General features: G+C 35.5%; 10 protein-coding genes and 1 tRNA gene. 6 read left to right on the top strand and 5 right to left on the bottom strand.

Annotated features, from left to right (window positions below; all coding sequences use genetic code 11):
* Positions 1-57 precede the first annotated feature (57 nt).
* Complete coding sequence (locus IPI31_08735) at positions 58-2,574, bottom strand: sulfatase-like hydrolase/transferase (protein MBK7567900.1); 2,517 nt, start codon at positions 2,572-2,574, stop codon at positions 58-60.
* 455 nt (positions 2,575-3,029) lie between these two features.
* Between IPI31_08735 and IPI31_08730 the strand changes: the two genes are divergently transcribed.
* From IPI31_08730 to IPI31_08710, 5 genes are all read left to right on the top strand, one after another.
* Positions 3,030-3,114, top strand: a tRNA-Leu gene (locus IPI31_08730).
* A 254-nt stretch (positions 3,115-3,368) separates the two neighbouring features.
* The gene (locus tag IPI31_08725; protein ID MBK7567899.1) at positions 3,369-4,745 is read left to right on the top strand and encodes a hypothetical protein; all 1,377 of its coding nucleotides are present in this window, start codon (positions 3,369-3,371) and stop codon (positions 4,743-4,745) included.
* A complete protein-coding gene (clpP, locus tag IPI31_08720) occupies positions 4,735-5,424 on the top strand; it encodes an ATP-dependent Clp endopeptidase proteolytic subunit ClpP (protein ID MBK7567898.1) in 690 nt (229 codons plus the stop codon). Before IPI31_08725 ends, clpP begins: the two co-directional genes overlap by 11 nt.
* 19 nt (positions 5,425-5,443) lie before the next feature.
* The gene (gene clpX / locus IPI31_08715; protein MBK7567897.1) at positions 5,444-6,682 is read left to right on the top strand and encodes an ATP-dependent Clp protease ATP-binding subunit ClpX; all 1,239 of its coding nucleotides are present in this window, start codon (positions 5,444-5,446) and stop codon (positions 6,680-6,682) included.
* 889 nt (positions 6,683-7,571) lie between these two features.
* Positions 7,572-9,113: a hypothetical protein gene (locus IPI31_08710; GenBank protein ID MBK7567896.1), complete on the top strand. Its 1,542-nt coding sequence runs from the start codon at positions 7,572-7,574 to the stop codon at positions 9,111-9,113.
* Positions 9,114-9,136: 23 nt separating this feature from the next.
* On the opposite strand, the gene IPI31_08705 is transcribed toward IPI31_08710, so the two are convergent.
* From IPI31_08705 to IPI31_08695, 3 genes are all read right to left on the bottom strand, one after another.
* A complete protein-coding gene (locus IPI31_08705) occupies positions 9,137-10,342 on the bottom strand; it encodes a DUF1501 domain-containing protein (GenBank protein MBK7567895.1) in 1,206 nt (401 codons plus the stop codon).
* A 1-nt stretch (position 10,343) separates the two neighbouring features.
* Entirely contained in the window at positions 10,344-11,738 is a 1,395-nt protein-coding gene (locus IPI31_08700; protein ID MBK7567894.1) for a DUF1800 domain-containing protein, read from the bottom strand.
* Between the two features lie 190 nt (positions 11,739-11,928).
* Entirely contained in the window at positions 11,929-12,813 is an 885-nt protein-coding gene (locus IPI31_08695; protein ID MBK7567893.1) for a T9SS type A sorting domain-containing protein, read from the bottom strand.
* Between the two features lie 239 nt (positions 12,814-13,052).
* On the opposite strand from IPI31_08695, the gene IPI31_08690 reads away from it, so the two are divergent.
* A complete protein-coding gene (locus IPI31_08690) occupies positions 13,053-14,372 on the top strand; it encodes a hypothetical protein (protein ID MBK7567892.1) in 1,320 nt (439 codons plus the stop codon).
* A gap of 348 nt (positions 14,373-14,720) precedes the next feature.
* On the opposite strand, the gene IPI31_08685 is transcribed toward IPI31_08690, so the two are convergent.
* Positions 14,721-16,124 (bottom strand): hypothetical protein, encoded by a 1,404-nt coding sequence (locus tag IPI31_08685; protein MBK7567891.1) that lies wholly within the window; start codon positions 16,122-16,124, stop codon positions 14,721-14,723.
* Positions 16,125-16,142 lie beyond the last annotated feature (18 nt).

Raw genomic sequence — 16,142 nt, 5'->3', positions numbered from 1 at the left:
TCCCTATGAACCGTTTCGAAGGCAAACTGCGACTGTGACTGACTGCCACTCCTCCCGTTACATCCGTTCAAACATTTTCACCTCCATTTCCCCATCACTTAACACTTCAATAAAATAAATTCCTTTTACAAAATTTGTTACGTCAAAGGTTAAAATATTGCTGTTATTGTTTTCAATGGTGTAGTTATAACAATATTGTCCTGTAATATTTCCTATTTTAATAACTGCATTTTGTAAAGGAGTAGAAAAAATAATATTTATTTGTTGGTATGCCGGATTGGGAAATATTTCAAAATGCAAGAGATTATTTTGTTGTTCAAATGATTCGTTTACAAAGATCACTTTGTTATATTGCACCTCGCAATTATTTGCAAATTGAATAAAATTTGTCATTACATATTCGCCGGTCTCTGAGTAGGTATGTGGTGACGGGATAAACTCCATGGATGTTTCCCCATCCCCAAAATCCCAATAGGAACTTGTATATACTCCATTTAAAATATAGTCAGAAACATTCACGGTCAAATTATCGGTATTTAAATTAAAAGTCGCAACCGGTTCAACAATGGGCGGATAAATATCAATATATTGCACTTCAAACGCAGCCAGCTTACCAGTATTAATATTCTTTACTTCTATATAAAAAATAATTTTGTCTTGTGAATAAAAATCTTCTGTATCTATGGATGAAATATCAAAGAAATACTGTGAACCGGAAAAGGACTCATTAGTTAAATTATTCGTCCAGTTAAAAGAATAATCATTTAAATCTTCCAAGGTAATTAATTCGCCTTTATCAGAGTATAAAGTTGATTCCAATACTATGATAGCATTTTCGTTTTGCAGACAATCGGGAATTTGAGATTCAACAATAACTTTGAATGGCTGTACTCCATATAAACTACTATCCGGTAAAAATTGCTGTAAATAATGTTTAACAGGAAAATAATCCGTTTCTTCTGCAAGATTATTCCATTCTTCCGGATCAATATTTCTATTTATTCCAATCTCATATAATTCTGCTTCCTGAAAAGCTACACTACTGTCGCAAGTGCCAATTCCATCTTCGTTGTTGGATGTATAATTAATTAAATGCCAACGTTCAGTTCGCACAGAGTTTTGCGGGAAACAATTCAAATTACTGGATAAAATTTGTGTTAATACGGGGTGCTCCCAAATTGTATCAGGATCATTTAAAAGGGGCAGCAAACTTCTTCCATCAAAGTAGTTTGATCCACCCGGCATTATTGGATATTCCACTGCTGCCAGATCACAAAAAGTTGGAAATAAATCCAGTAATCCAACAGCCTTATTACAGGTTTTCATTTGAACATTTCTAAGATCAGCAACTATTAATGGAATTCTAATATTTGTTTCCCAAAGTTTGGCTTTCCCCCACACTTTTTTCTCCCCGAGACTAAATCCATGATCGCTGGTAATTACTATTACAGTATTGTTGTATAATTCAGGATGCAACTCCAATTGGTTTAAAATTTTTCCAATTTGTTCATCCGCAAATTTAATTGCAGCTAAATATGCAAGCACAGCATTTGCTCTTTTTGATTCCGATAAAATACTAATTCTTTCGCTGTCGGAAATACCTGTTATAATTTCAGGAAGTGGTGATAAAGAATCAACCGGCCAGGTAATAAAATCATTATGTATCGCTTGCCCCACCATAAATTTTGATAGATAAGGGAGTTTGTCATAATCACTCCACATTGTATCAGGCTGTGGTGGCATTACAACACCATTTGCTGGTTCAGAATTTTCAGGGTAATTGTAGGGTATATTATATGGTTCAGCATAAAAATCGGAGATATAATCTTCCTTAAAATATTGTTCCGGGACAAATAAATTGCTATGTGGTTTTCTGATTCCAATGGCAAGAAAAAACGGTTTATTACAAAATTGTGAAGGGTCGTTTGCGTAGGCATCAATAAAATTTTTGGCTGTATCTGCAGTTCTGAAATCTGCCATAGTAATTACATTCGCACTATCTATTGCACCCCATTTTAAATTTTCCACTCCTTGAAATTTATCTTCCGGTGGAACAGTTACGTCATAACCGGAGTTTGTTTGTTTGTTCCATGAAAGAGATCGTGAACAAGGATCCATTGTTATGTCATCAAAATCGGGATGCTGTTGATCACAAGTATCACAATGAAATATTTTATCAATATTATATGTAAAATATCCTGCGGAATCTTTTAACCACTCCGGCAGGGTGACCAGATATTTGTCTGGAGGAAAATTTTCCCGGAATGCATTACTTACATAATCCTCATTTTTATAAATGCCGGTATAATCCGGATTTTTCCCAACCAAAAAAGCGGTTCTGGAAGGAACACATAATGTGGAAGCCGTAAATGCGTTTAAAAAAGTAGTTCCCTTTTGTTGAAGTGCAAATAAATTAGGAGTTTCCACCTGTGGATGCCCACCATAACCTTCCACATAATCATTGAGATCATCAAAAACAATAAGTATAATATTCGGTTTCGGCTCTCCGGTTTGCGAAAACATTATAGCTGCACCTAAAATGCAACACAGCAGGAGTAAAATTTTTCGGTTCATAACAGTGTTTCCAATCGTATTAGATCTGAATTAATAAAGGGGTATTTAACAATTAAAGGTAGGAAAAAGCCAAAACTTTTACTCCTGAATATAGCTATGCACTTACTTCGAAGCAAAGGAAAAATCCTATGTTCGGTTTTTGGAGCCAATTTTTCCCCAAAAACCCTCAAAATCCTAATGTTTTCAGTCTTCTCCCTTAAAACCTAATAGATTTATCCAAACGATTTACTATTCCTCAATTCTTTATCTTACTTTTGCAACTCTTTTTGAAAAAGAGCAGTTATTTGAAATTCATGCTGAAATTTTTAGGATCTATTCCCAAATCTATCAGCCCGAAAAAACATCAAACCGAATCTAAAACCATTGTCAGACAAGACTGACCATGTTTTAGCACACGAAAATATCAAACCAAAGCGAAATCTTTGTCAGCCGCGGCTGACGAAGCTTCAGCGAAGGCGGGTATGGTGAAATTGGCAGACATACCAGACTTAGGATCTGGCGCCGCAAGGCATGGGGGTTCAAGTCCCTCTACCCGCACCAAAGCGTTTATTTTTTATTTCCTTCCGAAACACGCTGTCGGACAACAAAAGGAAATAACCAGGATCAGGATCAACAGGAAGATACACTATGTTTTTTGTCAATTTAAACAAGATCCCAAATTCTACCCGGTTTATACAAAACCATTCTTTTAACAATCTTGTTACTTCCTTTCAAATCCAAAATCTATACAACACAAAATAGCCAATACTTCTGATCATTGAATAAAATTAAAAATTCTATAAAAAAATAAAAACGTGAACGTATCAATCGAAAATTTAGGCCCTCAACACAACATCATCCGATTTACTATCGACAATGAAGACTACCGCGATCGCTTTGAAAAAGCATTAAAAGATCTTGCAAAAAAATCTAATTTCCCGGGTTTCCGTCCCGGACATGTTCCTATGGGAATGGTTAAAAAAATGTACGGAAATACTGCCATTCTCGAAGAATTATACAAGATCGTGAATGAACAGATGAACGCCTATCTGAAAGAAAATAACTATGAATTATTAGGTGATGCTCTTCCCGTGGAAAACAAGCTGGATATAGATCACAACGATACTAAATCGTATGAATTTGCTTATGAGATCGGGATACAACCTGCTGTAAATCTGGATGAAAATATCAATAAGGATAAAACCTTTACCCGTTACAAAATACACGCTAAAGAAGAGGAAATTGAAGCGGAATTAGAACGTATCCGCAATAAATATGGCAAACGCGAAGATGTGGAAATGGTAGATCAAAATGATGTGATCTACGCACATGTGCATGAATTAAATGAAGACAATTCAGTAAAAGAAGGGGGAGTGCATGCAGACACCTATTTTAACCTGCAAATGTTGAACGACGATAGTCAAAATTTATTTTTAGGAGCTAAACCAGGAGATGTAAACAATATTGAAGATGTGTTCTCCGTCTTCAAGGGCGACAAAGTGAAGATCGCGAAAAATATTTTACACTTAACGGAAGCAACCGAGGAATCGTTGGAAGGTATAAGTTCAAAATTTGAATTTAAGATCGACAGAATTGCAAGATTGTTACCTGCCGAACTCAATGAAGAATTTTATACGGAAATAAGTAAAGAGTTTGGTGAAACATCGTCGGAGGAAGAGTTGCGTTTAAAAATAAAAGACGGAATTGAGCAATATAATAGTCGCGTAACGGAGGTAACACTCGAAAACGATCTATTTAAATATTTAGGCGATACAACCAATGTGCCCCTTCCGGAAGTCTTCTTAAGGAAATGGTTCAAACAAAGCAATGAGGCAGGAGTTACAGAAGAGAATTTTGAAGCGGAATTTACCGATTTCCTGACTAAACTTAAACAATCATTAATTTATCGCACCGTTCAAAAATCGCATGATCTCAATGTTAAAAATGAAGAGATCATTCAGGAAGCATTAACAACGGTAAGGATGAGTTACGGTCAAATGGGCGATGATTTTATTCAATATATCACCCAATCGCAGTTAAAAGACAAGGCATTTGTTGAAAATATGCACGACAGAGTAGCTCAGCAGAAATTTTTTAATGCCTTAAAAACGTATATCACAATTGAAGAACAAGCAATAACAGCCGAAGAATTTCAAAAACTAAACAAACAGGAGGAAGTATATGCAGAATAACGAATTTCGCAAATATGCAGTAAAACACATGGGTATGAGCAGCAATGCTCTCGACAGCTACATGAATATGCAGAGCATGCATGTAACCAATTTTACCCCTTATATTATTGAAGAACGCCAGTTAAACGCTCAGGCTCTCGACGTTTTTTCGCGTTTGATGATGGATCGTATCATTTTTATGGGAACAGCGATCGACGATTATGTTGCCAATGTGATACAGGCACAATTACTATTTCTCTCCAGTGTTGACGGGAAAAGAGACATACAAATTTACATCAATAGCCCTGGTGGTATCGTTTATTCCGGTCTCGCTATTTATGATACCATGCATTATATCACACCTGATGTTGCAACTATTTGCACCGGTATTGCAGCGTCAATGGCTGCCGTTTTATTATGTGCAGGAACTAAGGGAAAGCGCTCAGGACTAGGCCATTCAAGAGTTATGATCCATCAGCCGATGGGTGGTGCACAGGGTCAGGCCAGCGATATGGAAATATCATTGAAAGAAATTATCAAACTTAAAACCGAGTTATATACTATCATCAGTAATCACAGCGGTCAACCTTATGAAAAGGTGGAAAAAGACTCCGACCGTGACTACTGGATGCGTGCAGATGAAGCTAAAAATTACGGCATGATAGATGAAATTCTGGTAAAAGACCCGAAAAAGGGATAAATTTGATTTAATTACAAGCATGAAGAAAAAGGAAACTACTACGCACTGTTCGTTTTGTTTACGCGCCAAAGAAGATGTAAAGATCCTAATTGCGGGACAGGAAGGCCATATTTGTGAAAATTGTGTTGCTCAGGCCGAACAATTGGTGCAGGAGGAGTTAAATCAACCTGTAAAACGATATAAATTTTCGTTAGCCAATTCCATGAAACCAAAAACCATCAAGGAGTTTTTGGATACTTATGTAATTGGGCAGGATGATGCGAAGAAAATACTTTCTGTTGCGGTTTATAATCATTACAAACGATTGAACTACAAAACCAATGAGGATGTAGAGATAGAGAAATCGAATATCGTAATGGTTGGTCAGACAGGAACAGGAAAAACATTGCTGGCAAAATCCATCGCAAAATTTTTGAATGTTCCTTTTGCAATTGTTGATGCTACGGTGTTTACTGAAGCAGGTTATGTTGGGGAGGATGTGGAGAGTATTTTATCCCGTTTATTGCAGGTTTGCAATTTTGATGTTCCTGCAGCCGAAAAGGGTATTGTTTATATTGATGAGATAGATAAAATTGCCCGAAAAGGTGATAATCCTTCCATTACCCGTGATGTTTCCGGAGAAGGTGTTCAACAGGCACTTTTGAAGATGTTGGAAGGAACCGAAGTTATGGTTCCACCTCAGGGAGGAAGAAAACATCCCGACCAGAAAATGGTGAAGGTGAACACCCAGAATATTTTATTTATTTGCGGAGGAGCTTTCGACGGAATTGAAAAAATTATTGCAAGAAGAACCGCAACGCAATTAATAGGTTTCAAACGCAACGACGATAATAACACCGCCGATCGCGATAATTTATTACAATACATTGCTCCACAAGATCTGAAAGGATTTGGATTGATCCCCGAATTAATTGGTCGTCTTCCCGTTCTTACCCATCTTGATCCTTTGGATGCAGATGTACTTAGAGCAATTTTGGTTCAACCAAAAAACGCCATTATCAAACAATATCAGCAATTATTTGAAATAGAAAATATCAACCTCATCATCGAAAACGAGGTATATGATTTTATAGTAGAAAAGGCAATAGACTTTAAACTAGGTGCCCGGGGATTGCGTTCCATATGTGAGGCATTACTAACAGATGCCATGTATGATCTTCCTTCCACTCCCGATATCAAAGATTTTCATCTCACCCTCGAATACGCAACCAGCAAATTCAATCAGTCAAAATTGAGTCAGTTGAAGATTGCGAGTTAGTTTTTTGTTCTGAGTTCTGAGTTCTGCGTTCTGAGTTCTGAGTTCTGCGTTCAGAGTTCTGAGTTCAGAGTTCTGTGTTCAGAGTTCTGCGTTCAGAGTTTTGTGTTCAGAGTTCTGCGTTCAGAGTTTTGAGTTCAGAGTTTTGAGTTCTGAGTTTTGAGTTCTGAGTTCTGAGTTCTCCAACCCCAGGAGTGTCCCCACAGTGTTACCCGAAGGGAACTCTGTGGATTCGGAGCTGAAAGTTAATGGAAGAGTTCTGAGTTCTGGGTTCAGAGTTTTGGGTTTAAAGCTTTGCGAAGCGAAGCAAACTCCTACTTCCTACTTCCTATGTCCTAGGTCCTCCCTCCTCATCCTCCCAAAAACAGAAAGGAGGCTTTCGCCTCCCTCTGGTCGTGAACCTAATTTATGAAACAAACCAACTGTCTACAAACTTATAATTCATCATTATCAATAATCACTATAACTTCTACCGGGATCTTGCTGTGTAATCTTTTTTTCATAGTATTATGATTTAGGTGAATGAAATAAATAACTTATGAAGTCAAAAGTATAAAAGCTATTCGTAATCAAGTATTACAGTAAATTTGTTTTTGTGACATATTAATCTGTCTAAATAACAATTTTTTAGTTTAAACACACTAATTTAATTGAGTCATGTAAATATTGTTGTGACATTTAGTGAATAAATTTAAATAGTTGCAACCTATTTGAATTTCCCACATATCTGTGGATGAACGGTGGAAAAAATTATCTCTTAAATTCATTACCTGCTCAATATTTGTTATATTTGTGACAGGTAATAAAAGTTTACATGTTGTTAATAATCTGTAAATGCCTATAAACACGACAATTTAACGTAATACACTAACCCCTTTGAAGTTCATTCCATATGAAAAATTTGATAGAAATCAGCAAGGTTGTGACCAAAAAGCGGATCTCCAAAATTGAGATCTTTGATAAAACGCTATTAAATAGAAAGGATAGTAAGTTCAACGAGTTTTATGAAGGATTAGTAAACGATAAATTTAATAACGATGAAGAGGCTGCAATGTATTTATATAATACCTCTCCATTAGATGATAAGTACCGGCAACTCAAATCTCGTTTTTCGAAACGTTTACTTAATACCTTATTCTTTTTAGACAGCAACGATCCTTCCTTTTCAGACTATCACCGTGCAAATTATACCTGCAATAAAAATTGGGCGCAGATCAGGATCCTTTTAAACAGCGGAGCCAGGAATGCAGCTATTAAAATTGCCTCCAAAACTTTAGCGGTAGCAATTTCCTATAAATTTTCAGATATTATACTTAATTGCTCAAGAATATTAATGAGCAATGCAAGTTTAAGTGGCAACGATAAAGAATATGAAGAGTTTGCTGAATTAACGGGAAAGGCACTCAAAAATCTGGAAGAGGAGATCAAGGCTGAAGAAATGTATCAACGCCTGACGATCAATTTTGCCACTTCTGCAGTTAGTGCAAATGAACTTTCTCATATAGCGGACAAATATTATGAGGAGGTAACTAAATTATGTCAACATTCCGATAGCTTCCAATTACACTTTTTAAAATATCAGATAGGAATTCTCAATACTCAAATAAAAAGTAATTTTAAGCAGACCATAAAGATCTGCGAAGAAGCTGAAAATTATTTAGAAAGTAATCCTAATTTCAACCAAAAAATAAAACTCGCAAATCTGGCATTGATAAAGATCAGTTCCTATTTACAATTGCGCGATTATGAGAACGGAAGAAAAAATGCAGAGAAATGTTTAGATCTTGTTCAGGAAGGTAGTAATAACTGGTTCGTATTTCTGGAATATTATTTTCTGCTTGCTATGCATACCGAAAATTATATCAATGCGGCAGCTATATATATCAAGGTGATAAATCATCAGCGTTTTATATATACAAATGAGGAAAGAAAAGAAAAGTGGAAAATATTTGAGGCATATATCAATTATGTTTTCGAAACGGAAAATCTTGATCGCGAATTATTGAGTAACGATCCTACCAAAAGAAAATTCCGTTTGCTTAAGTTTTTAAATGAAGTTCCAAACTTTACAAAAGACAAAAAAGGTTATAACGTTTCCATTCTCGTTATTCAGATCATTTATATGCTGGAAAAAGGTGAATATACCAATATCATCAATCGCTCTGAAGCAATGAATGTTTATTGCAGCAGATACCTGCGCAAAGACGACAGTTACCGAAGCAGTCTTTTTCTAAAAATGTTGCTTACCCTAGTAAAAGAAGATTTCGGATACGAACGCACCAAACAAATGGCCCATAAATATCTCCGCAAAATGCAGGAAGGTGATCCGGAAGGAAATACTACAGTGAATGAATGGGAAATTATCCCTTACGAAATATTATGGGAAAAGGTGCTTAACCGGTTAAAAAATAAAACGGTTAACAGTCGGAATTAATTTCTTTATTTCTTATTCAGGATTTATAAAAAATCCAACTGCGGAAAACTCTTATCCAAAATTTTCCCTGCATCCACATTCAGCCATTTATTCATAATGGTGGAATAAACCGAACGGAAATCCATTTGATGTATCAGGTCTCCATCCTCTAATTTGGAAAGATCCGGCATGTCATTCATCATTCCACCTTGTTTTAATCCGCCACTGATAAGATAAATATTATTTGCAGTTCCGTGATCGGTGCCCTTACTTGCATTTTCTTCCACCCTTCTACCAAATTCTGAAAAGGTCATGATCATGGTGTCTTTAAATTTATTGTTGATTTTGAGATCTGTACAAAATGCTTTTAATCCGTCGGAATAAACTTTTAATTGGCGCTCCTGTTGACCTCTTTGTAATGCATGCGTATCAAAGCCGCTTAAGGATACATAATAAATGGAAGTATTGGTTTCTGATATAATTAATTCAGCAATGGTTTTAAGTTGATTGCCGAATTCATTTGTGGGATATACAGCTGTACTTGCATATTTTTTCGATTGCTCATAAATATAATCTGTACTCTCCGCAGTATCCGTTAATAATTTATGCAGATATTCCACATTCGGATGATCGTCACTCTCCTTAAAATTTGCATGCGCTATGGAATCAATAAAAGGATTTTGATTTACATTTTTTAATTGTTTAGGATCACGCACGGCAAATCCACTCATTAAACTTCCTTTTAATGCAAGACTCACACTGTCGTCAATTTCCATTGCAAAATGTGGTTTCACACAATTATTGTTACAGGTGGAATCCAAAATTCTTCCTATCCATCCGGTTTGCAAATATTGATTTTCATCACTTGCAGTTTGCCATATGTCCATTGATCTGAAATGTGAACGATTGGGATTTGGATAACCAACATTATTAATTAAAACCACATCTCCATCAAAAAAAAGATCGGCTAGTCCCTGCAAATTTGCATTCATACCAATATCGCTACTCAATCGAATGAGTTCTTCCTTGCTGTAACCAATATTAGGTCTGTTTTTTTGATACAGATCATCTGTAAAAGGTACAATACAATTTAATCCGTCGTTACCTCCTGAAAACTGAATTACCACCAGCACTTTTGGTCGAACATCTGCAGGTAAAAAACCCGACGAGGCACGTAAAAATTTTGGCATCAACAAACTTGCCGAAGCAAGTCCGGAATATCTGATAAAATCTCTTCTGGTACTTTTCATATTAGATCAATTGAAATTCGGGTAACGACATTACAATTCCAACAGTACTGATAATTCTTTTTTCATCGGTGGAATTATCAATATATTGTTCGATAAGGGCAGTGTCAATATTATTTTTTGGAGCCTGTATAAAATATTGAAGAACTGTTTCAGTCAATTCTTCCTTTTTTACATTTTTAAACACATTCACAATTTTCGACCAATCAGAAATTACCTCCGCTTTCTTTTTTGATTTCAATACATTTTCATCTTCAGGAGCATCTTCAAATTCGGGTTTAGGTCTTATGTCCAATCCTCCACCCTGTACTATTCTGGTTGGAAAATTCATGCGCAACATCAACGTTGCACTATCCACCCAATTTCGTCCGCCGGGCCAACCAGCCACGTTGGGAGGAAAAAATAATATCTGCCCCAAAACCTTTTGTAAATTTAATTGTGCTTTATCCTCTTTAAAATCTAAAGCTATCAATGATTTATATCTAATTAATAATTCCACCGGCGACATAATTTTAGCACCTATGTTCTTTTCTTCATAAAACCAATCGGAAGTATAAATACTCCGCATTAATTTGCTGATATCGAACCCTCCAGTGTAAAAATCTTCCGTTAATTTTTCCACTCTATCAGCATCAACTATATCACTCACAAACTCCTTATAAATTTTTGTTACAACATATCTTGAAGTTTGTTTTTCCTCCAACAACATATTGATAATATCATCTCCGTTAAAATTTCCTTTTCTTCCCAAAAATTCTTTTTCATCATTGTCGTGATCCTTATCAACGATCTCAAATTCTCCTTTTTTATTTACGGTCCAACCTGTGAAAGCACGTGCAGCTTCTTTAATATCTTTTTCCGTATAAATATTTCCTTCCCCCAAAGTAAATAATTCCATCACCTCTCTCGCAAAATTTTCGTTAGGTGCATCCTTTTTATTTTGCTGATTATTCAGATAAATTATCATTGCAGGATCACGAGCAATGGCATGTAATAATTTATCGAATTTGCCCAGTGCGTTTTTTCGCAAAGTATTATTTTGAATTTGCATTAAATATGCAAGCTGTGTGGATGTAGCAAAATGATCATGCCAGAAAATGGTCATCTTCTCTCTTAAATGCGCTTTAGAAGTGCTTATCATTCTCACCCATTCATTATTGAGATCACGCATTTGTTCCTGACTGCGCAATATCATAATGAGTATTCTGACATTGGAAACTTCTTTTCCTTTAGCAGGATCTTCGAGAAGGGTGAGAGATCGATATTGTTTTGAATCGGCAAATAATTCATCCACCAATTTTTCGATCGGTGTATTTAATTTTTGTTTGATAACGGCTGGTGTTTCGCCGAATCCGGCTCTCAAATAGAGGTGCTGTATCTTCTGTTGCTGACTTACCATAGATAGAACTTAAATCCGTGAAAACAATTCTTGTGCCAATAAATCTGTATTTAGAGTTTTCAAGATTTGAATTGCAGACCATCCTATTATTTCTTGCGCATTCTCCTAACCAACTCTCGTATTAAAATTCTCAAATTTCATGATTTACGTCTAATAGATAATATAATAATATTTCATGAGTGAAAAATAATTATTTTAAGAAAACTTTTTTAGTGTAACTTAAATTGGCATCATAAAGTTTGAAAATTAAAATACCAGAAGGTAAATCTGCAATATTGAATATTGATATTGCACTAGATAAGTTAACACTTTTAACGACTTGCCCTGCGAGATTGACTACTTTACAATTGGCATTTACTTGACTTTCATCAATTTCAATAAATATCTCATCCCCAACTAATCTGATATGCGGTTCGATAATTATTTTATTCTCCGTTTCCGTTATTAACATTCCCGCTATTAATCCAGTTCCACAATTACTATTATACGCAAAGTCTTTAATTGTTAGTATATCTAATGAATCTGACAAAACACATCTAACCCAACCATAATACACACAATTTTCATCTTCCCCTTTGAATTTGACTCCAATATACTTATTTTCGTCTATACTAGCAGCCCAGTTTCCCAAGTTTGCGTAGTCCCAAGGACTAAGTGGGTTGGAATATAGACAACCAATTTCACGATCCTTTAATGTAATATATTGCCAATAATCATCATTAAATTGTGCTGAATTATTAATTGGATCACCGTAATTCAAAGGACTTACAATATCATTTCCAAGGATGACTTCTGTTCCAATTATGGAATTTCCAGTATTGACACAAGTAAATCCAAAAATAGCTGTGGAGTAACATATTATATCTGATGTGTTAGAGTTTTGCAATATAATTTTTTTAAAATTGAAATCATTAATTAAATTATCATCTAAATCTATATACAAATTCCCTGCATCAAGAATAATATCTGGTTCCAGGTCAGTATATATTACCTGCCCCATACTCAATTTTCCACATGTTAAAATAACCCCCGCCAAAGTTGAATATTCTTTCAAACTAAACTTTCCTTTGCTCATATTAATTTATTTTAACTAATTGTTTTGTTGCGTTAATTGATTTAGATTCTTGACCAAAGGTAATTTTACAATGGAAATTATAATCAAATATACAAACCATTAAATTAGAAAAATAATTGAAATTTCTCTTTGTTTGACCTTCAAAATAATAGGCTTTTTAAATCTGTGTGGATCTCTATTTTGTATATAACGTTTCACAACCCTTGTTTTGTTACAGGCAATCACTAAATTTGTTCATTATGGAAACAACAAAAACTCCCTCAGCTAAGGTAAAACAACTATTGGATATAGCGGCAAGAGTCAGGGATAACAAACCCATCTCTCCTGTTGAAGCCGACCTTTTATCAGCATTTGAGGTGCCTGAAAAGGAATCAAAACTTCACAAGATATTGGCTACCATTGCTCTTCCTGGTTCTATCATTTTAGGAATGAGCATGGCGGGATTTCCTGCATTTTATGAAAATCTGGTAAGTCATTTACCTGCCTGGACAAATATGTCGGAGGGACTTGCGGCCGGAGTTGATTATATCTGGAGCATTATTGGAGAGCCTATAGAAAAGAATAATATCATATATCATATTCCCAATGTTATTTTATATTCTTTTGGGGTTATAGGCATTAAAAAAGTAGTGGAATATATCAGAAAAAAAACTTGGTTAGATAAGGTAAACGATGCTAAAGTTATTTTACAGGAAAGAATCACAAAAGGAATTGTAAATTATAATTTAAAAGAAGGACATAGTTTATTATTTGTAGGCAACGGTGATTTTATTGCGGAACAATTCGGAAAAAATTGCGACCCTGAAGATTCCATTATTCTCGCAACACATACACAACACTATACTTCTCATTGGTTGTATTACAACCCTTCGAGCACATTTAATTCGCTTCAAAATACATTAGATCTGGCCGATGCATATAATTGTGGTGAATATGTTATGTTTCCAATAATCGACACGGAAATATTTTTACCGGGACCCGGACAATACGATCTCTCGCCCGAAAAAGTGGAAGTGGTTATTCAGGCAATTCGCGATATAGAAAAAATAAAAGGTTGGCCTGCCAAACGCATTATTATTGTAGGCGATAAAAAACAAACAAGTTGTATTCAAACGGAAAATATAAAAGGTGTATTGGATGGTACTATCGAATTAGTATCACTGGAATCGGTGCAAAAAAGATTTGAAAAGATAATCGTTATTGATGCAACAGATCTGGTAATAGAAACTATTCTCAAAAAATTTCCCGATCGACGTATATTTTTCCGCTCCTCTGTAGATGGTGGCGCGGCATATAAAACCAGATTTTATGAAAGATTAAAAGAATTCGGATATATAGATGATCCGGAAAATAAATATACGGTAGTTGTTGGCTACGATCTTTATGACGAACAAGTTGAGCGGGAATCTCTTGCAACAAATTTACAGGAATATTTACCGGTAGTTCTATCGCATGAAGTTCACGATGCATTGATAAGAAATGAATATCACAGCGATGATTTTATTTATGTTCCGGATCTGGTTTTGAACAAGTTGAAGGAAATGAGTTCTGACATGTAGTAGATCTCCTGAGTCGATCACTACATGTTACAGTTCTGGGTTCTGAGTTCTGAGTTCTGGGTTCACCACCCCGAGACTGTCCCCACAGAGTTACGCGCAGCGAACTCTGTGGATGCGGAGGAAAATCATCATGCCGGCGACAAATTGTCAATTGTCAATTGTCAATTGTCAATTTAAATGTGTCCCCACAGAGTTACGCGCAGCGAACTCTGTGGATGCGAAGGTGTGATGTTCAAGTTTAATGATACACCAACATAACCCTGCTGCAGAGTTCCTTCGGTAACTCTGCAGCGAAAATTTTCGGCCGGAGTTCCCACAGTTTTACCAGAATGGAACGACGATTTATGTTCACTTCAACACATATACAACATACCCAAACGAATTCGCAGGAATTGTCCCTGAAAAGCTCTCCGTTTTAATTCCTTTGATCTCATAAGTAGGCTTCGAACCTTTACCCATATATCCGGTGGTGCCGGCTGCACTGTAGAGATGTTTTCCGGATAAATAATGAATTGTTGCACTTTCAACATTCAGATTATTTTTATCAATGTTAGCAGAAAATGCTTCGTTCATATTGGTAAAATAATAATATACTTTTTTATCGTTATCTGCTTTAAGTGTATACTTTGTTTCTTTAGTAAGTGAAATTCCATTGTCTGTTTCTGATGCTAAAATATATGCCCAATAACCTGTTCTTTTTAACATGGTTTTGGATTCACTGTCGTATTTATTACTTTTTGTGATCATGCCATATTTATCAGGACCAACACCATTGTGCACACAAAAATATTCTATTCTATCGCGCAATTCCACCATTTCTTTAAATTGCCATGCACCATTCACCAAAGTATTTCCCAACATTTCAGAAGGTTTGGTATTCCATTCGGTGACCCATATTTTTTTACCGGGGAATTTCTGATCCGCATAATTTATTCCTTCAATAAAAAGTTTTTTTGTAAGTAATTGTTCGGCAGCTTTCTGATATGCTTTTTCCAGATCCGCCCTTTTTGTGTCCTCACCCATATATTCTGATCGCAAAGGGATCATGTCGTACACTTCACTCAATTCTTTTTGGGTATAATAATAATGCATGATAACAGCATCGTAATTTCCTTTATATTTGGAAAGATCTTCATTCCATTGCACAATATCTTTTCTTCCGGTATTTGCTCCCGCAACCAATCCCAATTTTATTTGAGGATATTCCTTTTCCATTAATTTAAAAATGGGTTCAAAGTCGTTTACATATTCTGCAAATGATGCATATTTTCCATACACTTCATTTCCTGCCTCCACTCCCACCACATTCACTTTATTTTGCATTAAATATCGAATTGCCTGCATATTTTTTTCCGGTGTGCTGTTCAATACATTTAAAACATAAATTACCTGCATTTGCGGAAAAGTTTTTTGAAGTTTTATCATATCTTCCAAAAAACTGTGGTCGGGTTGTTCACCTGCTTTGCGCAACCATTTTTCCAAACCATTTCCATCCTCGTCGAAACCAGTTTTATTGAACCAATCTTTTATATTTGCTTCCGTCATTCCCCAACCACTTTTTACATTATATGGGTCATGGAATTTAGAAATTGCACCACCCGGAACTCTCAAAGTAAAGGGTTGATTCATTTCCAATAAATATTTTTCCACGTCGGCATCGTAATTTTCGAAGAAACCCGCCCCGTTAAAACCGAGATTTTGTGCTGTAAGCGACTGTGAAATCAGTAAAATGCTATAAAGTAGTTTTTTCATGTTCAATTTTTTCCTTAA

This window comes from Bacteroidota bacterium, from assembly GCA_016706865.1.
Taxonomy (GTDB): domain Bacteria; phylum Bacteroidota; class Bacteroidia; order Chitinophagales; family BACL12; genus UBA7236.
This window is presented reverse-complemented; position numbering and strand designations above follow the sequence as displayed.

Bases quoted from the DNA above. Each gene is read 5' to 3' on its own strand.
- IPI31_08695 (MBK7567893.1), bottom strand. From the start codon at position 12,813: ATGAGCAAAGGAAAGTTTAGTTTGAAAGAATATTCAACTTTGGCGGGG.
- IPI31_08735 (MBK7567900.1), bottom strand. From the start codon at position 2,574: ATGAACCGAAAAATTTTACTCCTGCTGTGTTGCATTTTAGGTGCAGCT.
- IPI31_08705 (MBK7567895.1), bottom strand. From the start codon at position 10,342: ATGAAAAGTACCAGAAGAGATTTTATCAGATATTCCGGACTTGCTTCG.
- IPI31_08700 (MBK7567894.1), bottom strand. From the start codon at position 11,738: ATGGTAAGTCAGCAACAGAAGATACAGCACCTCTATTTGAGAGCCGGA.
- IPI31_08690 (MBK7567892.1), top strand. From the start codon at position 13,053: ATGGAAACAACAAAAACTCCCTCAGCTAAGGTAAAACAACTATTGGAT.
- clpX (MBK7567897.1), top strand. From the start codon at position 5,444: ATGAAGAAAAAGGAAACTACTACGCACTGTTCGTTTTGTTTACGCGCC.
- IPI31_08710 (MBK7567896.1), top strand. From the start codon at position 7,572: ATGAAAAATTTGATAGAAATCAGCAAGGTTGTGACCAAAAAGCGGATC.
- clpP (MBK7567898.1), top strand. From the start codon at position 4,735: ATGCAGAATAACGAATTTCGCAAATATGCAGTAAAACACATGGGTATG.
- IPI31_08685 (MBK7567891.1), bottom strand. From the start codon at position 16,124: ATGAAAAAACTACTTTATAGCATTTTACTGATTTCACAGTCGCTTACA.